Genomic DNA, 24834 nt, shown 5'->3' with positions numbered 1-24834 from the left:
TCATCCCTTCGAAGTGGTCCGGAGAAGTTCGACGTTGCCGTCGAACTGCCAGAGCGGGTTCGGTGTGTCCCCGGTCAGGGTCCGCACCAGGAAGTAGCCGTTCACTTCCTTCGGTCCGTCGCCGTCGGCCACGAACCGGCCGTCCGCGGTGACGTCGAGCTGGTAGATCGCCGTGCCCGGGGCCTCGACGCCGGGCAGATGCCAGGTGACGACGCAGCGCCAGTCGTTGCCCGGCCCCCGTGCGGCGAGCTGGCCGCCGCCCTTGTCGCACGCCGCCGTGACCCGCAGCTGCGCCTCGGTGACGGCCGGGCGGTTGAGCTGGTCGGTCTGCAGGCGGTAGAGGTGCGCGAACGCCGTGGCGACCGACCGCTGCACCTTGGCCTGCTCGATTCCGGAGCCCGTCGACGGTGTCGCCACGGCGACGACCGCGACCGTGAGGGCGGTCAGCCCGGCCAGCGGCAGGAGTCCGGTGGTGATCGCGCGCCGCCCGGAGCCGTCGTAGGCCGGGTTGGTGAAGTCGCGCCGCAGGAAGAGCAGATACGCCAGGGTCGTGGCGGCCACCGCCCATACCAGGCCCACCACGATGCCGATCAGCAGCGGGCCGAGCTGTGCCGGGCTGGTGAACAGGCCGTTCCAGGCGATGAAGGCGTAGCCGGGCAGGGCGAGGCGTATGGCGACGGGCAGCGGCAGCATCTGGGCGAGCTGCATCGCGAGCGCGGCGAGCGCGGGCAGCAGCAGCCCCATCGGGGACCGGCCCAGCGCGACCGACCCGAGCAGTCCGATCGCGGCGAGGGCCAGGGTGGGGGCGAGGACGCAGAGCCAGGCGAGGAGGACCTTGCCCGCGGCGTCCGCCGGCGTCAGCAGATGGCCGTCGAGGCCGACCAACGGCTGGTTGCCGACCGCTAGGACGCCGCCGACGGTGCTGGAACAGGCCAGTCCGGCCACGAGCAGCAGGATGACGGTGAGGCCGGCCAGCGCCTTCGACGCGAAGATCCGCCGGGGCGAGCGGACCGCCACCAGCAGGTGGCGCCAGGTGCCGAGCCGGTCCTCGGAGGCGAACACGTCGCCGGCGACCACCGAGGTCAGCAGCGGGAGCGCCCAGGTGCCCGCGAAACCGAGCATCACCAGCGGTCCGGCCCACCCGGTGGCGTGCATCCAGCGGCCGAAGAGGGTGTCGGAGGGGAGTGTGCTCTGGAGGCTCACCGCGGCGACGAAGAGCGCCGGCACGATCCAGCAGGCGAGGACCAGCAGGCGGATCCGCCACTGCGAGACCAGCTTGACCAGTTCGAAGCGGTAGGCGCGGGTCACCGGGACGTGGTGGGTGCCGGCGGTGTGCTCGTGCGTGGCGGTCGCGGTCATCGGCCGGCCTCCCGCTCTTCGGTGAGGGCGAGGAACGCGGCCTCCAACGGCGACACGACGGGGGCGAGTTCGCGCAACGCGATGCCCGCGCCCACGAGTCGTACCACCAGTTCGTCGAGAGCGGGCACCGGTGCGCGGACGACGAGCGCGTCGGCGCCGTGCCGCGTTCCGGCGTCGTCGACGACGCGTACCCCGGCCGTGCCGTCGGCCAGCCGGCGGGCCGCCCGCGGGTCGGAGGTGAGCAGCCGGTAGTCGAGTTCACGGTTCTCGGCGGCCAGCTTGCCCAGCGGGCCGGAGAAGACGACTCGTCCGGTGGCGAGGATGGTGACCTCGGAGCACAGCGCCTCCAGGTCCTCCATGCGGTGGCTCGACAGCACGACGCAGGTGCCGTCCGCCGCGAGCCGGGTGAGGACACCGTGCACGTGGTTCTTGCCGGCCGGGTCGAGGCCGTTGGCGGGTTCGTCGAGGACGAGCAGCCGGGGTTTCGTGAGCAGGGCCGCGGCGAGTCCAAGCCGCTGCCGCATCCCGAGGGAGAATCCGCGGGCCGGGTCGTCGGCGACATCGGTGAGCCCGACCTGGTCGAGCACGCCGTCGATCCCCGCTGTCCGCGTGTCGAGGCCGCGCAGAGCGGCCAGCGCGGCGAGGTTCTGCCGTGCGGTGAGCGAGGGGTAGAGACCGGGCCCGTCCACGAACCCGGCGACACCGTCGGGAGCGGCGAGCGCCCGCCCGGCCGGCGTCCCCAGGATTTCGAGGGACCCGCTGTCGGCGACGGCCAGGCCCAGCAGGAGGCCGAGCAGGGTGGTCTTGCCGGCGCCGTTGGGCCCGACCAAGCCGTGGATCTTTCCCCGCTCCACGTTGAGATCGACGCCGTCGAGCGCGACGACATCGCCGAAACACTTGGTCGTCCCGCGCGCCCGGATCGCGAGGAGTGTGTCCATGAGTCCCTTCCTTCGCAGCCCTCAAGGACCGTAGGGACGACACACGACGCCTGCGGGGACGCCGAGTTGAACGCTTGCGGAACGGAATGCAGAGATCGTGCTCACGACAATTCCACGCCAAGTAGGTGTGGAGGGGGTCGACTTGAGGTTCGAACTTCGGTGCGGCCTGCTCCAGCGGGTAGGTGGCGCCGATCGTCGGGTGCGGGCGTCCCCCGGCAGCGCGTTCCGGCGCCAGGCCCAGCAGTTCCCGGGCGGTCCCGTGACCCGCGTCGTGGGTCACGGGACACCCGCTTCCGCGCGCGGCGCGAGGGTCGAGCACGGGTTGTAGGCGGATCGGTGCGGACGGTGCTCGTGTCGGCCGGAAGTGTGAGGTGGGACGCACCTTTGGTAGGGGGCTGGTGTCACGTACGTCTCAGTAGGGGCACCAGGAGAGGCGTTCGCCCCCTGCTAGGCGTTTAAATTTGCAAGTACAGCAGTGAACGTGGAGGTGCAGGGTGAACGGGCGAACGGTGCTCGAGCGCTTTCCCGCCGGTGGTCCGCGCGGGTCGTGGCCGGCGGAGGAGTTCGCGCATGCGCGGCGTCTGGAAGGCCTGCCCGCCGAGGTTGTCATGGACCTCGCGACAGACACGTTCCTGGTGATCGTCCGCGGCGGAGACTCCGGCGGTGACGCCACGGCGTGACCCGGCAGGCGTCGACCTCGACCGGATCAGTCCCTCATCCCCCGTGGCCGTCGACCGGATCAGTCCGGTCGGTTACGCGCTGACGGGGCTCGACCAGGCCGGGGTCGTCCCGGTGATCCGGCACAGGGCCAGATAGAGGGGGATCGGCGGGGTGTAGGGGATCGTGCCCGCCGGGCGGTGGACGAGGAAGGGCGCCGTCGGCGAGGCGGGGAGCGCCGCGCCCGGGGAGTAGTGGGCGGGAGCGGGCCAGCGCAGGGCGTAGTCGGAGTCCGCGGGGACGACCCACCACCAGTGCGCGCGGTCGGCGTAGACGCAGCCGACGCGGGGCAGCCGGGGCATCAGCTGCGGACCGAGGTGGGCGGGGACCGCGACCGCGTCGCAGCCCAGGGGGGCGGTCATGCCCTCCGGCACGGACAGCCGCCGGGGTGCGCCGTGGGTGCGCAGACCGCGTCCCAGGCGTACGAGCGTGTCCAGGTTGAGCGGCTGGCCTGAGCTGCCCAAGGAGCCGGCGCCGGTCACAGCCATGCGGTCCCCGTTTCGTGATGTGCCTGCCGGTGTGCCTGGCCGTGCCCCTGTCCTTGCCCCTGCCCCGGCCCGTGCCCATGCGCCTGCGGGCCGTTCTTGTCGCCCGTGTCGCGGGCGGGAGCCGGCTTGGGGCGGGCGCCCCAGCCCAGATCGCCCCGCACGGGCGCGGAACGGCGCGGCAGATCCGCCCAGACCACCAGGCCGGTGCCCTGTTCCTGGGCTCCCCAGGCCAGGCATACGGCGTCGACGAGGAGCAGTCCCCTCCCGTGCTCTTCCTCGGGCTGCCGCGGCGACGGCTGCGGCTCGCCCGGCGCGCACCCCTCGTCCCGCACGGCTATGCGCACCAGCTCGTCCCCGTCGTGCAGCTCGCACACGATCTGCCTGCTGGCCGTGTGCACGATGGCGTTGGTGACCAGCTCGGAGACGACCAGGGCCGCCGCGTCACAGGTGTCCTCGCACACGGACCAGCCGGTCAGCCAGGTTCGGGTCAGGCGCCTGGCCTGCGCGGGGGAACCGGGATGCGCGGCCAGTTCGAAACGGAACCGACGCTCGGCAACGGCCCCGCCGGGGCCCGCTCCCGTGCTGGCGCCGTGGCTCAGCAGGCTCGCGGCGGCGTCTGTTCCTAAGGGCGGAGACGGAATCACGCTTGCCACTATCTCCCCGCCGTGAACACTTGGCAAGTGTCACTCTGGAAATTGCAGAGTGTTGGAGTCGCGCTCAGGCGCCATGGCACACTGCTCGCAACAGCACGTCGAACGGCACCAGTTGAGGCCACCGGATCCCCGGACTTTCGAACAGGTCTTCGAACGATTGCCGTGGGCCGTGCGGGATTCCTTACCGAACCTCCGGAATCCTCACGTCCGTCCGTACAGTTCGCTCCTGGGTCAGTGGAGGTGGAGTGTGAGCGAGCCGCGGTCCGCGCCGACCGTCGGGCAGGTCGTGCTCGGCAGGCGCCTGTGGGACCTGCGGGAGAGCGCGGGGCTCAAGCGTGAGGAGGCCGCCCGCGTCCTGCACGTGGCCCCCGCCACCGTGCGACGCATGGAAATGGCCGAGGTCGCCCTCAAGATCCCGTACCTCCAGCTGCTGCTGAAGGCGTACGGCGTCTCCGAGGAGGAGGCCGAGGCCTTCATGCGGCTGGCCGAGGACGCCAACCAGCCGGGCTGGTGGCAGCGGTTCCACGACATCCTGCCGGGCTGGTTCTCGATGCACGTCAGCCTGGAGGGTGCCGCCGCGCTCATCCGGTCCTACGAGCCGCACTTCGTCCCCGGACTGCTCCAGACCGAGGACTACGCGCGCGGGGTGCTCAAGTCCGGCGCCGTCGGCCAGACCAGCCCCGAGGACATAGAGCGCCATGTCGCGCTGCGCATGCAACGCCAGGATCTGCTGACCCGTCCGGACGCCCCCAGGTTCTGGGCGGTGATGGACGAGACCGCGCTGCGCCGCCAGGTCGGCGGCCCCGAGGTGATGCGTGCTCAGATCGACCGGCTGCTGGAGGCCGCGAAGCTGCCCAACGTGACGTTGCAGGTCGCCCCGTTCTCCGCGGGGCCGCACGCCGGCACGTACGGACCCTTCGTGCTGTTCCGATTCGCCGTGCCCGAACTGCCGGACATGGTTTACAGCGAGTACCTGACCGGCGCGGTCTACCTGGACGCGCGTGAGGAGGTGGCGAGCCACCTCGAGGTCATGGACCGCATGGCGGCGCAGGCCGCTACTGCACATCGCACGAAGGAGATCCTCCGGGATTTCCGCAAGGAGCTGTGAATGGAACGCATCACGTCCCAGCCCAAGCCGCGGCTGCGCCGCGGGATCTACAACGGCATGCCCGCCGGCGAACTCGGCAGCGAGGGCTGGCACAAGCCGTGGAGCGGGGGCAACGGAGGCAACTGCCTGGAGGCCATGAAGCTGGACGACGGCCGGATCGCGGTCCGTCAGTCGACCGACCCGGAAGGACCGGCGCTCATCTACACGACCGACGAGATGACGGCGTTCATCGAGGGCGCGAAGGCCGGAGAGGCGGACTTCCTTCTGACCTGAACGACCCCTGTCTGTTGGCTGACTCAACTCCCTAATCTTGGTAATCACTTGATCATGACCATTGCTCACTTCAGACGCTTACGAGGTGCCGTATGACCGAGATCGACACCAGCAGGCCGCATCCCGCGCGGATGTACGACTGGTACCTCGGCGGCAAGGACAACTACCCGGTCGACGAGGAACTGGGCCGGCAGATGCTGGCACTCGAGCCGCGGGTGCCGGTGATGGCCAAGGTCAACCGCGCGTTCATGCACCGGGCGACGCGATGGCTGGCCGGCCAGGGCGTACGGCAGTTCCTGGACATCGGCACCGGCATACCGACCGAGCCGAACCTGCACCAGGTCGCCCAGTCGGTCGCGCCCGACGCGCGGGTCGTCTACTGCGACAACGATCCGATCGTGCTGGCCCACGCGGCGGCCCTGCTGCGCAGCGCGCCGGAGGGCATCACCGAGTACGTGCAGGCCGACGTCCGCGACCCCGCCATGATCCTGGAGGGCGCCGGGAAGGTCCTGGACTTCGACCGGCCCGTGGCGCTCTCCCTGATAGCGCTGCTCCACTTCATCACCGACGAGGACGGCGCCCATGACCTGGTCGCCCGGCTCCTCGCCGAACTGCCCTCCGGCAGCTACCTGATGATGACCCACGCCACCTCCGACTTCACCCCGGAGGAGTCGGAGGCGGCCACGGCCAAGCTGAAGGCCGGGGGCGTCACTCTCGCCCTCCGCTCCCGCGAGGAGTTCACCCGCTTCTTCGACGGCCTGGAACTCGTCGATCCCGGCGTGGAGGTCGTCCACAAGTGGCACCCGGAACTGGGCGAACCGATCCCGGGCCAGGACGACGGAGTCATCCCGGGCTACGGGGCGGTGGCGCGCAAGCCGTGACGCAGTGACGGCATGACGCAGTGAAGCCATGACGCAGTGATGTTCGCGGTGCCCCGCCTGCCAGGTGGGGCGCCGTCGCCATCACACCCGCATCGGACGGTCGAACGGACCGATCGGGGACGGGAGGCTCCAGGCGCCCGTCAGATGGTGGTCCACGGCCGCGGCGACCGCGCGGCCCTCGGCGATGGCCCAGACGATCAGCGACTGGCCACGGGCGGCGTCCCCGGCGGCGAACACGCCGGGGACGTTGGTCGCGAAGGCGGGGTCGCGGGCTATCGTGCCCCGGTCGGTGAGTCGCAGACCCAACTGGTCGATGAGGCCGTCCTCCTGGGACGGGCCGGAGAAACCCAGCGCGAGCAGCACCAGATCGGCCGGGATCGTGCGCTCGCTGCCCGGCAGGGGGCGCCGCTCCGCGTCCACCTCCACCAGGTGCAGCTCACGCACACGCCCGTCGGCGTCACCGGCGAAGCGCAGCGTCGACGCGGCGAACAGCCGCGCGTCGGCGTCCGCGACCGGCGCCGTGCCCAGATCGCCCGCCTCCTGGTGCGCGGGCGACAACCGGTAGATCTTCGGGTAGGTCGGCCACGGCTCGATGTCCTCGTCGCGCTCCGCGCCCGGCTGGGCGTAGATGTCCAGCTGCGTCACGGACGCGGCGCCCTGCCGCACGGCCGTGCCCAGGCAGTCGGCGCCCGTGTCGCCGCCGCCGACGATCACGACGTGCCGTCCGGCCGCGGACACCGGGGAGGCCTCCAAGTCGCCCTCACACACCCGGTTGGCCAGCGGCAGATACACCATCGCCTGGTGGATGCCGGTCAACTCGCGGCCTGGCACCGGGAGTTCCCGCCAGGCCGTGGCGCCCGTGGCGATCACCACGGCGTCGTAGCGCGCCCGTAGCTCCCCGGCCCCGACGTCTCGCCCGACTTCCGTCGACGTACGGAACTTCGTCCCCTCGGCCAGCATCTGCTCCAATCGCCGTTCCAGATGGTGCTTCTCCATCTTGAACGCGGGGATGCCGTACCGCATCAGCCCGCCGAGCCGGTCGTCCCGCTCGTACAGGGCGACCGTGTGTCCCGCGCGGGTCAGCTGCTGGGCCGCGGCGAGCCCGGTCGGCCCCGACCCGATCACCGCGACGGTCCGCCCGGACAGCCGGTCCGGCGGGCGCGGCGGGGTGAACCCCTCCTCCCAGGACCGGTCGGCGATCGCGCACTCGACGTTCTTGATGGTGACCGCCGGCTGGTTGATCGCCAGCACGCACCCCGCCTCGCACGGCGCCGGGCACAACCGCCCGGTGAACTCCGGGAAGTTGTTCGTCGCGTGCAGCCGGTCGGCGGCCGCCCGCCAGTCCTCCCGGGACACCAGGTCGTTCCACTCGGGGATCAGATTGCCCAGCGGACAGGCCTCGTGGCAGAACGGCACCCCGCAGTCCATGCACCGGTCGGCCTGCTTGCTGATGATCGGAAGCAACCCGCCCGGCACGTACACCTCGTGCCAGTCCCGCACCCGCTCCTCGACCGGCCTGCGGGGCCACTCCTGGCGGGGTGTGGTCATGAAACCCTTGGGATCGGCCATGGCCGTCCCCCTTGCCTCGGGCACCACCTCTTTCCGGCCACGATACGTCCGGCGCGCAGCAGACGCAGGGCCCGGTACGTCCCCTGGTGATGTCCCTCGCGCGGTGCGCGCGGAACGGGGTACGTCCGCGGAGCGGTACACGCGCGTGGAGCGGTACGCGGGGGGCCGGATACGTCCGTGGAGCGGTGCGCGCGGGGCCGGGTGGCGGTGCGCGGTGAGCCGGATACCGGTACGTGGGGAGCTGCCGGCCCGGGCGGGTGCTACCCGTGCGGTTCCTGCTCTCGCCAGGCCCTCAGTACCGAGTCCACGCCGGCCCTGATCCGCCGCCGGGCCTCGGGACGTGCCATCCCGCTCATCAGCAGCCGGTCGTACGGCGTGTCCAGGTGGCGTACGGACGCCGCGACCGCCGAGGTGACCGCGGTCTCGGACAGGGCGCGGCCCGACGCGCTGCGGCCGACCCGTCCACTGCCGCGCAGGGAGGCGTGCCCGGCGATGGCTCGCGCGCGGTCCGGCGGGCAGGTGGGAAAGAGCCGCAGGATCTCCGCCGTGAACGCGTCCGCGAAGCGTATGTCCTCCGCCGCCCGTCGCCGCGCGTCGCGCGCCCGGCGACGGCGCCGGGCCTCGGAGTCGGCCAGGCAGCGCAGCTCCGCGCGGGCGAGCGCCGCCTCCTCGACGAGGACGCCCTGCCGCTCGTACCGGCTCCTGCGCCGGTTGAACCGCACCACCACCGCCGACAGCGCGCTCTCCTGTCGCGACCGTCGGGTCAGCGCGGTGTCGCCGCGCGGCAGGAAGACCAGGTGCCCGAGGTCGGCGCAGTCCAGGCACCGCGGCATTTCCTCCTCGAGTACGAGCAGCGGGAGCGGGCCGCGTCGGCACACGGAGCAGCGCTTGCGTCGCAGCGGCTGGACGACGAGGAGGCCGTCGGAGGGCCGGGGAACCGGAAGGGGAGCCATACCTGGAGCCATACGCGGGGCCATACGACGTGCTTTCCCGAGCGCGCGCCCGGCCCCTCCTCCCACTCCCACTCCCACTCTCGCCTCCGACTTCCGCTCCCGCTCCCGCCTCCCGTCTGGCCACCTCCCACTCTCGCCGCACGCCGCACGCCGCACGCCGCACGCCGCACGCCGCACGCCGCACGCCGCACCCCGCTCCCGCCCTGGCGCATCATGGGCCGTGTGCGACTCCAAGCGATCACCTGGGAACGACTCGGCGACCTGCTCGCCGAGCGCCTGCTCGACCTGAAGCCCGCCGACGGCAGCCCCTGGCCTCGCGTCGCCTTCGACGGTGCCCCCGCCGCGCTCCCGGGCGACCTGGCCCACCGCGTCGCCGAGGCGCTGCGGCCGCTCGGCCGCCCCGCGCTGGTCGTGGGCACCGAGGGCTTCCTGCGCCCGGCCTCCCTCCGCCTGGAACACGGTCACCGGGACGAGGAGTCCTACTACAACGGCTGGCTCGACACCGGCGCCCTGTGGCGCGAGGTCTTCGGCCCGCTCGAACCCGGCGGTGACGGCCGCGTCCTGCCCGACCTGTGGGACCCGGTCACCGACCGCGCCACCCGCAGCGCCTACGTCCAACTTCCGCCCGGTGCCCTGTTGTTGCTGCACGGCCCCCTCCTGCTGCGTCACTGGTTCCCCTTCGACCTGACCGTCCACGTCCTCCTCTCCCCGGGCGCCCTGCGCCGCCGCACCCCGGAGACGGAGCACTGGACGCTGCCCGCCTTCGCGCGCTACGACACCGAGACCGACCCGGCCCGCACCGCCGACGTCCTGGTGCGCGCCGACGACCCCCGGCACCCGGCCTGGAGCGGCTGAGCCCAGCGCCCCCGATCACCGCGGCTGTGGGTCCCCGCCCTACCGGGTTCCCGGGGCGGCCGTCTCCCGAGGCGGGCCGACGGTTCAGAGCCAGCCGTTGCGGCGGAAGCCGCGGTACAGCGACACGCACACGGCCGATATCAGGCAGATGACCAGCGGATAGCCGAACCGCCAGTCGAGTTCCGGCATCACCTCGAAGTTCATGCCGTACACCCCGCACACCATGGTCGGCACCGCGATCACCGCGGCCCATGCCGTGATCTTGCGCATGTCCTCGTTCTGCGCCACCGTCACCTGCGCGAGGTGGGCCTGAAGAATCGAGTTCAGCAGTTCGTCGAAGGCGGCTATCTGCTCCTTGGCCCGGGTCTGATGGTCGAGGACGTCCCGGAAGTACGCCTGTATCTCCGGGTCGATCACCCGCATCGGCCGGGCGGAGAGCTCCTCCAGCGGGCGGCTCAGCGGCACGACGGCCCGCTTCAGCTCCAGCAACTCCCGCTTGAGCTGGTAGATCCGCCCCGGATCGACCCGCGCGCCGTCCTCCGCGAACACCGCGGTCTCCACCTCGTCGATGTCCTGCTGGAACGAGTCGGTGACACCCAGGTAGCCGTCGACCACGTGGTCCGCGATCGCGTGCAGCACCGCCGCCGGTCCCTTGGCGAGCTGGCCCGGAGCGGACTCCAGTTCCTCGCGCAGCGGACCGAGCGAGCCGTGCCGGCCGTGCCGCACGGTGATCACGAAGTCCTGCCCGGTGAACACCATGATCTCGCCGGTGCTCACCACCTCGCTCGTCGCCGTCAGCTTCTCGTGTTCGAGGTAGTAGACCGTCTTGAATACCGCGAACAGCGTCTGGCCGTACCGCTCCACCTTCGGGCGCTGATGCGCCTTGACCGTGTCCTCCACCGCCAGCGGGTGCAGGTCGAAGAGGTCCGCGATGCCCGCGAACTCCTCGTCCGTCGGCTCGTGCAGTCCCAGCCAGACGAAGCCGTCACGGGCCTTGCGCACCCGTGTCACGGCCTCCACCAGATCGCCGGCCTCCGGGAGCCGCTCGCCGTCCTGGTAGGCCACGCAGTTCACCACGGAGGAGCCCAGCGGGGACCGGGCAGGGTGGCTCAGGTCGACCCGGCGCCGCCCTCGCGCCAGCCGAGCCACCTTCCGCAGATTCCCCGCCATGGACATCCGGATCTCCTCGCGTGCACTTCTTGCCGCCTGGTCGAGCCAGTTTGCCAGGCTCGCGCGAGCGCCGGGTAAGCCTGTGGAAACCGCACATTCCGCTCTGTTCCCGCCTGTGGACGGGCGCGGCGGGCGCCGGACGAGGCTGGGATGATCCCGGTATGACGCACAGCGACGAGCATCCGGGCGGGCATTCGGGCGCGGACACCTACCAGGGCAAGGACGGCCCGCAGAACGGCCCGCAGGAGGGCCCGGCGGTGGGCCGGGACAAGAGCCGGGACGAGGGGCGGCAGCAGGGCCCGGACGGGGACCGGTATCTGCTCGAGAACCGGCAGACCGAGGCGGGTGAGCGTTTCGACGCCTTCGCGACCCTCTTCGACCCCACGACGTTCCGCCACCTCGAAGGACTCGGCGTCGGACCCGGGTGGCGCTGCTGGGAGGTCGGCGCCGGCGGCACCTCCGTCGTGTCCTGGCTGGCCCGGCGGGTCGGCCCCACGGGTACGGTCGTGGCGACCGACATCGACACCTCGCTGGTCGCCGGTGCCGCCCACCCGCCGGTGGAGGTCAGGGTCCACGACGTGGGCGCCGAGGAGCCGCCGGGGGAGGGCTTCGACCTCGTGCACGCCCGGCTCGTCCTGGTCCACGTGCCGGACCGGGAACGGGCGCTGCGGTCCATGATCAGGGCGCTGCGCCCCGGCGGACGGCTGCTGCTGGAGGACGCCGACCCCGCCCTCCAGCCCCTGCTCTGCCCGGACGAACACGGCCCCGCGGAGGAACTGGCCAACCGGCTGCGCCACGGCTTCTGCCGCCTGCTGGCCGATCGGGGCGCCGACCTGGCCTACGGCCGCAGACTCCCGCGCCTGCTGCGCGAGGCCGGTCTGCACCGGGTGGAGGCCGACGCCTACTTCCCGGTCACCTCGCCGGCCTGCACCGCCCTGGAGTCCGCCACGGTCCGGCAGATCCGCGCCCGGCTCGTCGCCGCGGGCCTGGCCACCGACGAGGAGATCGACCAGCACCTGACCAACGTGGCCTCCGGCACCATGGACCTGGCCACCGCGCCGATGATCTCCGCGTGGGGCACCAAGCCGTAGTACCTCCGGGCCGCCGGCCGCGGTACCTCTGGGCCGCCGACCGGAATGTCCCCGGGGTCTCGGAGGGTCACCGGGCTTGTGGAGGCCGCCCGCCCACCCGTGCCACCGCGAGCGCGCCCGCCGCGCAGCCCCGGGACGCCGCCGTCTCGGGGGTGGCGCCGGCCAGCAGGGCGGCGAGGAAGGCGCCGGTGAAGGCATCGCCCGCGCCGGTGGTGTCCCGTGGGGTGGCCGGTACCGCGGGTACGTGGGCGCGGACGGCGCCGGTGTGCGCCACCCGTGCCCCGGCAGAGCCCTGTTTCACGACCACCAGCGGTACACGGCGGCTCAACTCGGCCGCCGCGTCCGCCGGGTCGCGCAGACCCGTCAGCAGGCAGGCCTCGTCGCGGCTGGGCAGCAGCACGTCCACGCCCTCGATGAGCGCGAGGAACCGGTCCACACCCAGGGCGACGAGGAATCCGGCCGACGCGGGATCCAGGCTCACCGGCACACCACGCGCGCGGGCCGCCGCGACGGCGCTCGCCACCACCGCCCGGCCCGTACCGGAGAACAGCAGGTAGCCCGACAGATGCAGCCGGGCCACTCCGTCGAGCAGCGCGTCGGACCAGTCACCCGCCTCCAGACGCAGCGACGCCCCGCTGTCCGTGAGGAACGTGCGCTCGGCCGCCGCCGACGAGTCGACGAGGCAGACCACCGTTCCGGTCGGGGCCCCGGAATCGACCACCAGGTGGGGGCGCACCCCCGAGGCGGCCAGCGCCCGTTCGTGCCAGACCGCCGACTCCGCGCCCACCCGCCCCAGCAACCGGACCTCCCGGCACCCGCTGTGGGCCGCCCAGCAGGCCACGTTGGCCCCCGCCCCGCCGGGCAGCATCCGGACCGCGGCGGAGGTGTCGGTGCCGGTGGCCAGGGGCCCGCGATGCCGTACGACCACGTCCGTCACGACGTCCCCGACCACCAGCAGCGCCCCGCCGGCCGTCACCGCAGGGCCCACGCCGCCGCGATCCGTGCCGCCAGCCGTACGTTGCCGCGCACCGCGGCCAGGTTGGCGCGCAGCGAGGCACCGTCGGTGTGCCGCACCAGGTGGTCGAGCAGGAACGGGGTGACCGCCTGCCCCGTGACGCCCTGCTCCGCGCACGCGTGCAGAGCGTCGGTGAGGACACGCGCGTGCAGTTCGGGGTCCAACTGCTCCTGTCGTGGCACGGGGTTCGCGACGATCAGCGCCGACTCCGGTGCCCGCAGCGCGTTCTGCGCCCGCATGACCTCGGCCACGTCCTCCGGCGTCCGCAGCGTCCAGTCCACCGGATGACCCGAGTCGGACAGGTAGAAGCCGGGGAAGCGGTCCGTGCCGTACCCGGCCACCGCGACGCCCAGCGTCTCCAGCCGCTGCAACGTCGCCGGCACGTCCAGGATCGACTTGACCCCCGCGCACACGACCGTGATGCGCGTGCGCGCCAGCAGTCCGAGGTCGGCGGACTCGTCCTGCGTCCGGGTCCACTCCCGGTGCACTCCGCCGAGCCCGCCCGTGGCGAACACGCGGATGCCCGCCAGCGAGGCCAGCAGCGCCGTCGCCGACACCGTGGTCGCCCCGCTCGCCCCCGCGGCCATCGCGAGCGGCAGGTCACGGTGGCCGAGCTTGCGCATCCCCTCCTCGTTCGCGACCCGTTCCAGCTGCCCCTTGTCCAGGCCGACTTGAGGGTGGCCGTCCAGCACCGCGATGGTCGCGGGCACAGCACCCTCCTGCCGCACCGCGTCCTCCAGTTCCAGCGCCACCTGGAGGTTGCGCGGGCGCGGCAGCCCATGGGCGATGATCGTGGACTCCAGGGCCACCACGGGACGGCGCGCGGCCAGCGCCTCCCGCACCTCTTCGGACACCAGCAGCATGTGCCTGTCTCCCGTCTGTCGCGCTCCCCCTCATCTCTGGCGGGTGCCGCACCGGGTCAAACCCTCACGACCCGTACCGCACGGCATCAGCCGGGAACGCATGACGACAACACGCCATGCCACTTCGAGCAGTGCGCCTCGTGCCGGGTGCCTCAGAACAGTGGTTCGGGCAGCACGCCTTCCAGAGCGAGCAGCCTGCGCTTGGCCTCCAGGCCGCCGCCGAAGCCGCCGATGCCCCCGTCGCTCTCGACGACCCGATGGCACGGCACGACCACCGGCAGCGGATTGGCGCCCATCGCCGCGCCCACCGCCTGGGCGGCACCCGGCTGCCCCACCCGGTCGGCCAGATCGCCGTATCCGACGACCGTGCCGTACGGCACTCCCGATGCCAGTTCGCGCAGCACCTGCCGGTTGAAGCCGGAGATCAGCGACCAGTCCAGCGGCAGCTCGAAGTCCTGCCGCTCGCCCGCGAAGTACGCCCGCACCTGGCGTATCGCCTCCGCGAGCAGCGGGGAGCCGGGCGCCTCGACCGGCTCGGTGCCCAGTCGGGACGCCAGCCTGTCCAGCGCGCGCTCCCGTATCGCGTCGGTGGCGTGGAAGACGACGTTGACCAGGCCCTCGGGGGTCGCGGCCAGCAGCAGGGGGCCGATGCCGGTATCGACGACGGCCCACACGACCCGCTGCTCGTCCGGAGCGACCCGCTGCTCGTCCTGCTCGTGGCTGTCCATGCGATTACGGTACGGCCCGCCACTGACAACACCCTCTGACCTGCGCCGTCGCGGACTCAGACAGCCTTGAGCGCCGCGCGCACCACGTCCGGCTTGTTCGTGATGACACCGTCCACGCCGTAGCCGGCGCCGGTCCGGGCGCCGGAGGCGTCGTCCACCGTCCAGGCGAAGACACGCAGGGGAGCGCCGTGCGGCCCCCGGTGCGCGTGGACGGCCGCCACGTAGTCCGCCGACAGTGTGGGGTAGGAGGGGTTGATCAGGTCCACGAAGGTCGCGTACCGGCGCAGCTCCGCCGTGTCCGGGTGGCCGAGGTAGGCAGTGCGGATGGCGGGCTTCAGTCGGTGCACGGCCCGCACGCTGTCGGCGCTGAAGCTCTGCACGATCAGCCGGTCCGCCAGGTGCCGGTGGTCGAGCCAGCCGTCGTTGGCGAGCACCTTGAGGGTCTGTGCCTCGATACCCGGGTACAACTCGGGGTTCTTGATCTCCAGGAGCAGCTTCTCGTGGTTGTGTTCGATCCGGCGCAGGTACTGGTCGAGCGTCGGTACGCGCGTGCCCGCGAACGCGGGGGAGAACCAGCTGCCCGCGTCCAGGCGGGCGATCTCGGCGGCGGTGAAGTCCTTCACCTTCCACGGGGCCCGGCCGGGAAAGATCCGCTCGACGTTGGTCGTCCGCTTCAGGGTGGTGTCGTGGACGACCACGAGTTCGCCGTCCTTGGTCCGCTGGACGTCGTTCTCCACCCAGGAGAAGCCGAGCGCCGCCGCCTTGTCGACGGCGGGCAGCGTGTTCTCCGGGGCGTGGGCGGAGGCGCCCCGGTGTGCGACGATCACAGGCTGTGGCCGCCGCTGTGCGACGACCACGGGCTGCGGGTGCTGTGCGTCGGCGGCCCGCGTTTGTGAGACGGGCAGGAACAGGTCGCCGGCCGCCGCAAGAGCGGTGGCCAGGGTGGCGACTGCGCGCGCGTGCATGCGTACTCCTCGCGACGAGTGATCACGGACAGCTCAAGCGTGACAGCACAGAGTCAACGAGGCGCTCGCAGAAGGGCTACGGGTGGAGCCACGGACCGCCGCGGAGCCGGTCCGGCCCGCTCACGGGTGCCGCACATCTGCGACGAGGCCGTGCTTCTTTGCCGGAAAGTCGTTCGGCCATTCCGGCGGCAGTCATACTCTCAGCGTCAACCTTGACTCGCGTGGCAGTCCTGGGACGGGGGGATTCACGATTTCCGGGACTTCAAGAGGGCGGAAGGGCAACCGCGCATGCACGGCACCGTCGACGGATTCAGCTACGGGCTCGTCACCCCCGTGGTGGCCTGTCTCATGGCCTGCCTCGGCGGGGCCCTCGGCCTGCGCTGCACCACGCGCGCCCTCCTCGTCGCCCGTTCGTGGCGTCCCGGCTGGCTCGCCCTCGGTTCGGCGGCGATCGGCGCGGGCATCTGGACCATGCACTTCGTCGCGATGACCGGCTTCACCGTCGAAGAGGCGTCGATCGGCTACGACCGGCCGACGACGTACGCGAGCCTGGCCGTCGCCGTCGTCATGGCGGGGATCGGGATCTTCATCGTGGGCTACCGCGGCGCGACCGGCTCCGCCCTGTTCACCGGCGGCACGATCACCGGCCTCGGCGCCGCCAGCATGCACTACCTGGGCATGGCCGGGATGCGGCTCGACGGCACGCTCGAGTACAACACCCTCACCGTCGCGGCCTCCGTGGTGATCGCCGTCGTCGCGGCGACCGCGGCCCTCTGGGCAGCCGGCCGGGCGAAGGGATTCCTCTGGAGCGTCGGCGCCAGCGTCGTCATGGGACTCGCCGTCGTCGGCATGCACTACACGGGCATGGCCGCGCTCAGCGTCCACCTGCACGACAGCGGCGGCGTCGGCACCGGCGAGTCGCCGGCGGCCCTGCTCACGCCGATGCTGATCGGCCCGCTCCTTTTCCTGCTGCTCACCGGCGCCGTCGTACTGTTCGATCCGCTGATGATCACGGGCACGTCCGGCTGGACCCCGGTCGAGGACAAGCCGGGCGTCCCGGCGCGCGAGCTCGTCGCCCACTCCGCCCGTCGCCCACCGGCCCGCGCCCACCTCGGCCCCGAACTCGAGACGGTCCACGAACGCTCCCGCGCTCCGCAGAGCCGCTGATCCGGACCCGTTGTCAGTGGTGGGTCGTACGGTGGATGTCATGCGGCCCGTCTCTCACATCGAACGCACGGTGGCGCCCTTCGAGGTCGTCAGCCCCTACCAGCCCAGCGGCGACCAGCCGCAGGCCATCGCCGAACTCGCCCGGCGCATCGGGGCGGGGGAGCCGGACGTCGTCCTGCTCGGCGCCACCGGTACCGGCAAGTCCGCCACCACCGCCTGGATGATCGAGAAGCTTCAGCGCCCGACCCTCGTCATGGCGCCGAACAAGACGCTCGCCGCCCAACTGGCCAACGAGTTCCGCGAACTCCTGCCGAACAACGCGGTCGAATACTTCGTCTCGTACTACGACTACTACCAGCCCGAGGCCTACGTCCCGCAGTCGGACACCTACATCGAGAAGGACTCCTCGATCAACGAGGAGGTCGAGCGCCTGCGCCACTCGGCGACCAACTCGCTGCTCACCCGCCGCGACGTCGTCGTGGTCGCCTCCGTCTCCTGCATCTACGGCCTGGGCACCCCGCAGGAGTACGTGGACCGCATGGTCCCCCTCCGGGTCGGCGACGAGATCGATCGCGACGAGCTGCTGCGCCGTTTCGTGGACATCCAGTACACGCGCAACGACATGGCCTTCACCCGCGGCACCTTCCGGGTGCGCGGCGACACCATCGAGATCTTTCCGGTCTACGAGGAGCTGGCCGTCCGCATCGAGATGTTCGGCGACGAGATCGAGGCGCTGTCGACCCTGCACCCGCTCACCGGCGAGATCATCAGCGACGACCAGCAGCTGTACGTCTTCCCGGCCTCGCACTACATCGCCGGCCCCGAGCGCATGGAGCGGGCGGTCAGGGGCATCGAGAAGGAGCTCGAGGAGCGCCTGGCCGAGCTGGAGAAGCAGGGCAAGCTGCTGGAGGCCCAGCGGCTGCGGATGCGCACCACCTACGACATCGAGATGCTCCGCCAGATCGGTACCTGCTCCGGCGTGGAGAACTACTCGATGCACTTCGACGACCGTGCGCCCGGCACTCCGCCCAACACCCTGCTCGACTACTTCCCGGACGACTTCCTGCTCGTCATCGACGAGTCGCACGTCACCGTGCCCCAGATCGGCGCGATGTACGAGGGCGACGCCTCCCGCAAGCGCACCCTCGTCGAGCACGGCTTCCGACTGCCGTCCGCCCTGGACAACCGCCCGCTGAAGTGGGAGGAGTTCCAGGAACGCATCGACCAGACGGTGTACCTGTCGGCGACGCCGGGCACCTACGAGCTGTCCCGCTCGGACGGTCAGGTCGAGCAGATCATCCGCCCCACCGGCCTGGTCGACCCGCAAGTCGTCGTCAAGCCCACCGAGGGCCAGATCGACGACCTGGTGCACGAGATCCGCGGGCGCGTGGAGAAGGACGAACGCGTCCTGGTCACCACGCTGACCAAGAAGATGGCCGAGGACTTGACGGACTACTTTTTGGAGCTCGGCATCCAGGTGCGCTACCTGCACAGCGACGTCGACACCCTGCGCCGGGTCGAGCTGCTGCGTGAGCTGCGCAGCGGCGAGTTCGACGTCCTGGTCGGCATCAACCTGCTGCGTGAGGGTCTCGACCTGCCCGAGGTGTCCCTGGTCGCGATCCTCGACGCCGACAAGGAGGGCTTCCTGCGCTCGGGCACCTCGCTGATCCAGACCATCGGCCGCGCCGCGCGCAACGTCTCCGGCCAGGTCCACATGTACGCCGACAAGATCACCCCGGCGATGGAGAAGGCCATCGACGAGACCAACCGCCGCCGGGAGAAGCAGATCGCGTACAACAAGGCGAACGGCATCGACCCGCAGCCGCTGCGCAAGAAGATCAACGACATCGTCGCGCAGATCGCCCGTGAGGAGGTCGACACCGAGCAACTGCTCGGCACCGGGTACCGCAAGGGGAAGGACGGCAAGGGCGCGAAGAGCCCCGTGCCCGCCCGCGGCGACGGAGCCGGCGCCGCCAAGCCGGCCAAGTCCGCGAAGTCCGCCAAGGGCAAGGCGAAGGAGACGGTGCCCACCGACCGTCCCGCCGCCGAACTCGCCGAGCAGATCGAACAGATGACGGAGCGGATGCGCGCGGCCGCCGCCGACCTCCAGTTCGAGGTCGCGGCCCGGTTGCGCGACGAGGTCGCGGAGATGAAGAAGGAGCTGCGCCAGATGCGCGAGGCGGGGCTGTCCTGACCGACTGCGCCGTGTTGCAAGACCGACACAAAGTGCGGACCCGTGTGCGGTGATGTCACTGCCTCTGCGTAGGGTTCTTGGCAGCCGCGGAACGGCGGTGACTGGGGCGTAGTTCGAGAGGGGAATCAGCCGTGACCGTCAACTTGACCAAGGGTCAGGCCATCAGTCTGCAGAAGAACGACGGGGGCAGCCTGAGCGCGGTCCGTATGGGTCTCGGCTGGCAGGCGGCCCCGCGCCGGGGACTGTTCGGCTCACGCACGCGCGAGATCGACCTCGACGCCTCCGCCGTGCTCTTCGCCGAGAAGCAGCCGGTCGACGTCGTCTTCTTCCGCCACCTGGTGAGCGACGACGGCTCGGTGCGCCACACCGGCGACAACCTGGTCGGCGGCGCGGGTCAGGGCGGCGACGACGAGTCGATCCTCGTCGACCTTCAGCGCGTCCCGGTCCACATCGACCAGATCGTCTTCACCGTGAACTCCTTCACGGGCCAGACCTTCCAGGAAGTGCAGAACGCGTTCTGCCGTCTGGTCGACGAGACCAACGGCCAGGAGCTCGCCCGCTACACCCTCGCGGGCGGTGGCGACTACACCGCCCAGATCATGGCGAAGGTCCACCGAGTGAACGGCGCCTGGACGATGACGGCCCTCGGCGTCCCCGCCAACGGCCGCACCTTCCAGGACCTGATGCCGGCGATCCTGCCGCACCTGTAGAAGCGTTCGGACTGTCCGGGGTGTTCGGACTGTCCGCACGGTTCTGACTGCCGGGCGGCCCGGTGAGTGGCGCACGACAGCACATGACACCAGGGGGACGAAGGCGATGACGGCCGAGTTGGTGCGGGGGCAGAACCACCCGCTCTCCGAGGTTCGCCTGGAGATCCGGATCTCGGCCGGCCGGCCGGTCGTGGCGGCGGCCGCGCTCAGCGACGACAGCGGCAGGGCGCGGGGCGCCGAGTGGGTGGTGCACCCCGGCGCTCCCGGCCTGCCCGGTCTGGAGGTCTCCCGCCAGGCCGCCGCCGACCACCGGCTCGCCGTCGACCTGGCTGCCATGCCCGAAGCGGTGCACCGCGTCGACGTGCTGCTGGCCCTGCCCGCCGAGGGCGGGGGCCCGACCCGGTTCGGCACGGTAGCCGCACCCTTCGTCGCGGTCACCGGCCTCGACGGCACCGAGCTCGTCAGCTACACGGTGACCGGCCTGGACACCGAGTCCGCCGTGATCGCCGTGGAGCTGTACCGCCGTCAGGGTGCCTGGAAAGTGCGCGCCGTCGGCCAGGGCTACGCGGGCGGACTCACCGAACTCCTCGCCGACCTGGGGCTGACCGAGTCCCGTGAACTGGCCGCCGCCGCCGAGGAGGCGGTGGCCCAGGGGCTGGCCCGCTCGGTGGCGGTGCCTCCGCCCCGCACGACCGATGACGCCCGTACGACGGATGACGCCCGCTCCCGCCAGGCCCCGGCGCCGTCCCGGCCGGGCCCGACGGCTTCCCTTTCCACCCACGAGGGTTCTTCCCACGCCGGACAGGCCTCCGGGGCCGCTGGATCCTCGGCGCCGCAGCCGGCGGCTCCGGGGGGATCCGGAGGAGGGGCCCCCGCGGCTGGATCACCGCCCCCGGCATCCACGGGGGGAACCATCGACTACCGGCATCCGCGGCGTGGGCCCGCAGCACCAGTTCCGTCTGGACAGCCCGCACCCCCGGACCCCTCCGGACAGCCCGCGCCCCCGCCCGGACACCCCGCCGCGCAGCCGGCCGCGTTTCCGGGCCATGACCAGCAGCCCGCGCGGCCCGTCGCGGGGGACGCGACCGGGTGGTCGATGGAGGAGCGGCTCTACAACCAGGTCTGGGGGATGTTCGAGGACCTGGCTCGCACCACGGCCGCCTATCGCAGCGCCGTCGACTTCGCCGACTCGCGCATGGACAAGGAGCTGGACCAGGCCCTGTCCGACCCGCGCAGCCGCATCGGAGGTCAGGGCGATGCCGCCCGGGAGGCGGCCCGCGCCAAGCACGCGCAGCTCGTCGACCAGGCCAGAGCGGTGCTGGACAGAGACCTGGCCCAGCTCACCGACGAGTCCGAGGTCGTCGAGCCGGCCCTGCCGCCGGCGTACGCCCGCTGGGACAACCCGGTCTGGCACGGCTACCGCGTGCCGATGGAGCCCCCCATGGCGATACGCCTCGGCGACCTCCACCTGCCCGAGGACCCGTTCCTGCGCATCCCCATGCTGATCCGGCTGCCGCTGGAACGCGGCCTGTGGATCGACAGCGGCCGCTGGGCGTCCCCCGACGACTCCTTCGACGACGCGGGCGAACGGCGCCTCCTGGCGATGGAGGCGGCCGTGGCGCACGCGGCCCGGCTGATCGCCGTCCACCCGCCGGGCGAGTTCGGCGTCCATGTCATCGACCCGGCGGGATCCGGTGCGCGGGCACTCGCGCCCCTGGCGCACACGGGCGTGCTCGCGTGGCCGCCCGCGGCCGGTGCCGCCGGGGTCGCTGACGTCCTGAGCCGGCTCACCCAGCGGGTCGACCTGGTGCAGATGGCCATGCGCGGGGGCGCGCCGGACGCGCTGCCGCCCGGCTTCGACGCGGCCGAACAGCTGCTGATCGTCAACGACTTCCCGCACGGCTTCGACGACCGCGCCGTGACCCGGTTGCGCTACCTCGCCGACGAGGGCCCGGCCGTCGGCGTCCACCTGATGATGGTCGCCGACCGCGAGGACGCCGCCGCCTACGGTCCGTTGCTCGACCCGCTGTGGCGTTCGCTGATGCGACTGACCCCGGTACCTGACGACCACCTGGCCGACCCCTGGGTCGGACACGCCTGGACGTACGAGCCGCCGGTGGTGCCGCCGGGCAGTCAGGTGCTTCAGCTGGTGCTCACCGAGGTCGCGACGGCCCGTCGCGACGGGAACCGCTGAGGCGGGGCACGCGCCCCGCATCACCCCTTCCCAAAGGAATCGTAAACCCGCTCTGACCTCCGTTTTTGCACTTTTCTTTACCTGGCTCTTTACCATTCCTTGGTCATTCCGGTACCGTTTTGTCCTGTGAATGTCTCGTTGTCCCTGTGGGCCCTGACCATCGTCGGCCTCGCCGCGCTGATCGCCGTCGACTTCTTCATCGGCCGCAAACCCCATGACGTGTCGATCAAGGAAGCCGGGATCTGGACGGCCGTCTGGGTCGCCCTGGCCGGCTTCTTCGGGCTCGGCCTGCTCGTCCTCGGCGGCGGCCGGCCGGCGGGCGAGTTCTTCGCCGGCTTCATCACCGAGAAGTCGCTGAGCGTCGACAACCTCTTCGTCTTCGTCCTGATCATGGCCAAGTTCGCCGTGCCGTCGCAGTACCAGCGACGGGTGCTGATGATCGGCGTCCTCATAGCCCTGGTCCTGCGGGCCGGGTTCATCGCCGCCGGAGCCGCGATCATCGCGAGCTTCTCGTGGGTGTTCTTCCTCTTCGGCGCCTTCCTGATCTGGACCGCCTGGAAACTCGTCCAGGAGGCCCGCTCCGGCGGGGACGAGGAAGCGGATTTCGAGGAGAACAAGCTGCTCAAGGCCGCCGAGCGCCGCTTCGGCGTGACCGACCGCTACCACGGCACCCGGCTGTGGATCCGGCAGAACGGCAAGCGTGTGATGACGCCGATGCTGGTCGTGATGCTCGCGATCGGCACCACCGACATCCTGTTCGCCCTCGACTCGATCCCCGCGATCTTCGGCCTCACCCAGGACCCGTACATCGTCTTCACCGCCAACGCCTTCGCGCTGATGGGCCTCCGGCAGCTGTACTTCCTGATAGGCGGCCTGCTCGAGAAGCTGGTCCACCTGTCCTACGGCCTGTCGGTGATCCTCGGCTTCATCGGCGTCAAGCTGGTGCTGCACGCGCTGCACGAGTCCGGTGCGCACGTCCCCGAGATCAGCATCCCGGTCTCCCTCGGCGTGATCTGCGCGGTTCTCGCCGTCACCACCGTCACCAGCCTGCTGGCCGCCAGGAAGCAGACCGCGGAGGAGGCGCGGCGGACGCAGGCACAGGAGGAGCGCCAGGAGCGCCAGCGCCAGGAGGGCCAGGAGCGCCACGAGGTCGCGGCGAAGGGCCGGGCCGATGCCTGAGCGTGAGGGGGAGCGCACCCGCCCCCTGATCGCGCATGCGAACGTCTCCGGACTCTGCGACGATCGCAGCATGATCACGCGGCTCAGGGGACTCGTGGCGGCGTGGACGATCATCGTGCCGCTGCTCGCCGTCGTCCTGCTGATCCTCACCTGGGGGCGTTCCCTGCCCGGCACGCTCGTCGGCCTGGTCACCCTGGTCCTCGCCGGCTCGGTCCTGGCCGCGGTGCACCACGCGGAGGTGGTCGCCCACCGCGTCGGCGAACCCTTCGGCTCCCTGGTCCTCGCGATCGCCGTCACCGTCATCGAGGTCGCGCTCGTCGTGACCTTGATGGCGGACGGCGGCGACAAGTCCTCGACGCTCGCCAGGGACACGGTGTTCGCGGCGGTGATGATCACCTGCAACGGCGTGGTCGGCATGAGCCTGCTGGTCGGCTCCCTGCGCCACGGCACGGCCGTCTTCAACGCCGAGGGCACCGGCGCCGCCCTCGCCACGGTGGCGACCCTGGCCACGCTCAGCCTGGTGCTCCCCACGTTCACCACCAGCCAGCCGGGGCCGCAGTTCTCCGGAGTGCAGCTCACCTTCGCCGCGATCTCCTCGCTCGTCCTGTACGGCCTGTTCGTGGCCACCCAGACCGTGCGGCACCGCGACTACTTCCTGCCGATCACCCGGCAGGGAGAGGTGATCACCTCCGAGGACCACGCGGCGGCACCGTCCTCCCGCACCGCCTGGATCAGCCTGGGCCTGCTGGGCATGGCCCTGGTCGGTGTGGTCGGACTGGCCAAGGGCGTGTCGCCCACAGTCGAGTCCGCGGTGGAGGCCGCCGGTCTGCACCACGCGGTCGTCGGTGTGATCATCGCCCTGCTCGTGCTGCTGCCCGAGACCATCGCCGCGCTGCGCTCCGCCCGGCGCGACCGGGTGCAGACCAGCCTCAACCTCGCGCTGGGTTCCGCGATGGCCAGCATCGGCCTGACCATCCCGGCCGTCGCGCTGGCCTCGCTGTGGCTGCCCGGGCCGCTGGTCCTCGGCCTCGGCTCCACGCACATGCTGATGCTCCTGCTCACCGTGGTGGTCACCTCGCTGACCGTGGTGCCGGGACGGGCCACACCGCTCCAGGGCGGCGTCCACCTGGTGATCTTCGCGGCCTATCTGGAGTTGGCGATCAACCCCTAGGTGGACCGGCGCGTCGTGATAGACCGGGGTCCCAAGCGGCAGTCGCCCATCGGCCGCCGTAGGACGAACGGACCGGAGGAACCGTGCCCCGCACCCTGGCCAACGCCCCGATCATGATTCTCAACGGCCCCAACCTGAACCTGCTCGGGCAGCGGCAGCCGGAGATCTACGGCTCCGGCACGCTCGCGGACGTCGAGGCGCTGTGCGTCAAGGCGGCCGCCGCGCACGGCGCCACGGTCGACTTCCGTCAGTCCAACCACGAGGGCGAACTGGTCGACTGGATCCACGAGGCCCGGCTGAACCACTGCGGAATCGTCATCAACCCCGCCGCCTACTCGCACACCTCCGTCGCGATCCTCGACGCGCTCAACACCTGTGACGGGCTGCCGGTGGTGGAGGTGCACATCTCCAACATCCACCAGCGCGAGGAGTTCCGGCACCACTCGTACGTCTCCCTGCGTGCCGACGGCGTCATCGCCGGATGCGGAGTGCAGGGCTACGCGTTCGCGGTGGAGCGGGTCGCGGCACTGGCCGGCGTGCCGCGGGCGGACGCGTAGCGGCGTGCGGCCGTACGCCGCCGTCCACCACTCGCC

24 protein-coding genes are annotated in these 24834 nt (G+C 71.5%); 13 read left to right on the top strand and 11 right to left on the bottom strand.

Annotated features, from left to right (window positions below; all coding sequences use genetic code 11):
• Entirely contained in the window at positions 1–1359 is a 1359-nt protein-coding gene (locus tag ACTYVM_RS00975) for an ABC transporter permease (RefSeq protein ID WP_445524047.1), read from the bottom strand.
• Positions 1356–2297, bottom strand: a complete 942-nt coding sequence (locus tag ACTYVM_RS00970) for an ABC transporter ATP-binding protein (RefSeq protein ID WP_445524046.1) — start codon at positions 2295–2297, stop codon at positions 1356–1358. Before ACTYVM_RS00970 ends, ACTYVM_RS00975 begins: the two co-directional genes overlap by 4 nt.
• A 494-nt stretch (positions 2298–2791) precedes the next feature.
• Between ACTYVM_RS00970 and ACTYVM_RS00965 the strand changes: the two genes are divergently transcribed.
• The gene (locus ACTYVM_RS00965; RefSeq protein WP_445524045.1) at positions 2792–2977 is read left to right on the top strand and encodes a DUF8839 family protein; all 186 of its coding nucleotides are present in this window, start codon (positions 2792–2794) and stop codon (positions 2975–2977) included.
• 72 nt (positions 2978–3049) lie between these two features.
• Here ACTYVM_RS00965 and ACTYVM_RS00960 read toward each other — a convergent pair whose 3' ends face one another.
• A complete protein-coding gene (locus tag ACTYVM_RS00960; RefSeq protein WP_445524044.1) occupies positions 3050–3502 on the bottom strand; it encodes a hypothetical protein in 453 nt (150 codons plus the stop codon).
• Positions 3493–4155: an ATP-binding protein gene (locus ACTYVM_RS00955; RefSeq protein WP_445524043.1), complete on the bottom strand. Its 663-nt coding sequence runs from the start codon at positions 4153–4155 to the stop codon at positions 3493–3495. The genes ACTYVM_RS00960 and ACTYVM_RS00955 overlap by 10 nt, the downstream gene beginning before the upstream one ends.
• A 247-nt stretch (positions 4156–4402) precedes the next feature.
• On the opposite strand from ACTYVM_RS00955, the gene ACTYVM_RS00950 reads away from it, so the two are divergent.
• The 3 genes from ACTYVM_RS00950 to ACTYVM_RS00940 all read left to right on the top strand — a co-directional run bounded on the left by ACTYVM_RS00950 (position 4403) and on the right by ACTYVM_RS00940 (position 6417).
• Positions 4403–5263, top strand: coding sequence for a Sco1979 family transcriptional regulator (locus tag ACTYVM_RS00950; RefSeq protein ID WP_445524042.1), 861 nt, complete (start codon positions 4403–4405; stop codon positions 5261–5263).
• Entirely contained in the window at positions 5264–5536 is a 273-nt protein-coding gene (locus ACTYVM_RS00945; RefSeq protein WP_400026271.1) for a DUF397 domain-containing protein, read from the top strand. It begins immediately after the preceding gene.
• 92 nt (positions 5537–5628) lie between these two features.
• Positions 5629–6417, top strand: a complete 789-nt coding sequence (locus ACTYVM_RS00940) for an SAM-dependent methyltransferase (RefSeq protein WP_445524041.1) — start codon at positions 5629–5631, stop codon at positions 6415–6417.
• An 81-nt stretch (positions 6418–6498) separates the two neighbouring features.
• On the opposite strand, the gene ACTYVM_RS00935 is transcribed toward ACTYVM_RS00940, so the two are convergent.
• Positions 6499–7986, bottom strand: a complete 1488-nt coding sequence (locus ACTYVM_RS00935; RefSeq protein WP_445524040.1) for a glutamate synthase subunit beta — start codon at positions 7984–7986, stop codon at positions 6499–6501.
• A gap of 260 nt (positions 7987–8246) precedes the next feature.
• On the bottom strand, positions 8247–8939 hold the full coding sequence (locus tag ACTYVM_RS00930) for a DUF2293 domain-containing protein (RefSeq protein ID WP_445524039.1): 693 nt from the start codon (positions 8937–8939) through the stop codon (positions 8247–8249).
• A 213-nt stretch (positions 8940–9152) separates the two neighbouring features.
• On the opposite strand from ACTYVM_RS00930, the gene ACTYVM_RS00925 reads away from it, so the two are divergent.
• Entirely contained in the window at positions 9153–9794 is a 642-nt protein-coding gene (locus ACTYVM_RS00925; RefSeq protein ID WP_445524038.1) for a nucleoside/nucleotide kinase family protein, read from the top strand.
• Between the two features lie 84 nt (positions 9795–9878).
• Here ACTYVM_RS00925 and ACTYVM_RS00920 read toward each other — a convergent pair whose 3' ends face one another.
• Positions 9879–10970 carry a magnesium and cobalt transport protein CorA gene (locus tag ACTYVM_RS00920; protein WP_445524037.1) on the bottom strand — a complete coding sequence of 364 codons (1092 nt, stop codon included), beginning with the start codon at positions 10968–10970 and terminating at the stop codon, positions 9879–9881.
• Between the two features lie 155 nt (positions 10971–11125).
• Here ACTYVM_RS00920 and ACTYVM_RS00915 point away from each other — a divergent pair, with 155 nt between their 5' ends.
• A complete protein-coding gene (locus tag ACTYVM_RS00915) occupies positions 11126–12055 on the top strand; it encodes a methyltransferase domain-containing protein (RefSeq protein WP_445524036.1) in 930 nt (309 codons plus the stop codon).
• 67 nt (positions 12056–12122) lie between these two features.
• Here ACTYVM_RS00915 and ACTYVM_RS00910 read toward each other — a convergent pair whose 3' ends face one another.
• The 4 genes from ACTYVM_RS00910 to ACTYVM_RS00895 all read right to left on the bottom strand — a co-directional run bounded on the left by ACTYVM_RS00910 (position 12123) and on the right by ACTYVM_RS00895 (position 15626).
• Entirely contained in the window at positions 12123–13043 is a 921-nt protein-coding gene (locus ACTYVM_RS00910; RefSeq protein WP_445524035.1) for a carbohydrate kinase family protein, read from the bottom strand.
• Entirely contained in the window at positions 13028–13933 is a 906-nt protein-coding gene (locus ACTYVM_RS00905) for a pseudouridine-5'-phosphate glycosidase (RefSeq protein WP_445524034.1), read from the bottom strand. Before ACTYVM_RS00905 ends, ACTYVM_RS00910 begins: the two co-directional genes overlap by 16 nt.
• A gap of 152 nt (positions 13934–14085) precedes the next feature.
• A complete protein-coding gene (locus ACTYVM_RS00900) occupies positions 14086–14661 on the bottom strand; it encodes a methylated-DNA--[protein]-cysteine S-methyltransferase (RefSeq protein WP_445524033.1) in 576 nt (191 codons plus the stop codon).
• Positions 14662–14717: 56 nt separating this feature from the next.
• Complete coding sequence (locus ACTYVM_RS00895) at positions 14718–15626, bottom strand: glycerophosphodiester phosphodiesterase (protein ID WP_445524032.1); 909 nt, start codon at positions 15624–15626, stop codon at positions 14718–14720.
• 288 nt (positions 15627–15914) lie between these two features.
• On the opposite strand from ACTYVM_RS00895, the gene ACTYVM_RS00890 reads away from it, so the two are divergent.
• The 7 genes from ACTYVM_RS00890 (at position 15915) to aroQ (ending at position 24798) form a co-directional block, all read left to right on the top strand.
• Complete coding sequence (locus ACTYVM_RS00890; protein ID WP_445524031.1) at positions 15915–16793, top strand: MHYT domain-containing protein; 879 nt, start codon at positions 15915–15917, stop codon at positions 16791–16793.
• Positions 16794–16833: 40 nt separating this feature from the next.
• Entirely contained in the window at positions 16834–18987 is a 2154-nt protein-coding gene (uvrB, locus tag ACTYVM_RS00885; protein ID WP_445524030.1) for an excinuclease ABC subunit UvrB, read from the top strand.
• A 131-nt stretch (positions 18988–19118) separates the two neighbouring features.
• Positions 19119–19697 carry a TerD family protein gene (locus ACTYVM_RS00880; RefSeq protein ID WP_445524029.1) on the top strand — a complete coding sequence of 193 codons (579 nt, stop codon included), beginning with the start codon at positions 19119–19121 and terminating at the stop codon, positions 19695–19697.
• A 106-nt stretch (positions 19698–19803) separates the two neighbouring features.
• Positions 19804–21891 (top strand): TerD family protein, encoded by a 2088-nt coding sequence (locus ACTYVM_RS00875; RefSeq protein WP_445524028.1) that lies wholly within the window; start codon positions 19804–19806, stop codon positions 21889–21891.
• Positions 21892–22017: 126 nt separating this feature from the next.
• Positions 22018–23070 carry a TerC family protein gene (locus tag ACTYVM_RS00870; protein ID WP_445524027.1) on the top strand — a complete coding sequence of 351 codons (1053 nt, stop codon included), beginning with the start codon at positions 22018–22020 and terminating at the stop codon, positions 23068–23070.
• A gap of 70 nt (positions 23071–23140) precedes the next feature.
• Complete coding sequence (locus ACTYVM_RS00865) at positions 23141–24241, top strand: calcium:cation antiporter (protein ID WP_445524248.1); 1101 nt, start codon at positions 23141–23143, stop codon at positions 24239–24241.
• A gap of 83 nt (positions 24242–24324) precedes the next feature.
• Positions 24325–24798: a type II 3-dehydroquinate dehydratase gene (aroQ, locus tag ACTYVM_RS00860; protein WP_445524026.1), complete on the top strand. Its 474-nt coding sequence runs from the start codon at positions 24325–24327 to the stop codon at positions 24796–24798.
• Positions 24799–24834: the final 36 nt, after the last annotated feature.

Source organism: Streptomyces cyslabdanicus, assembly GCF_052663305.1.
This window is presented reverse-complemented; position numbering and strand designations above follow the sequence as displayed.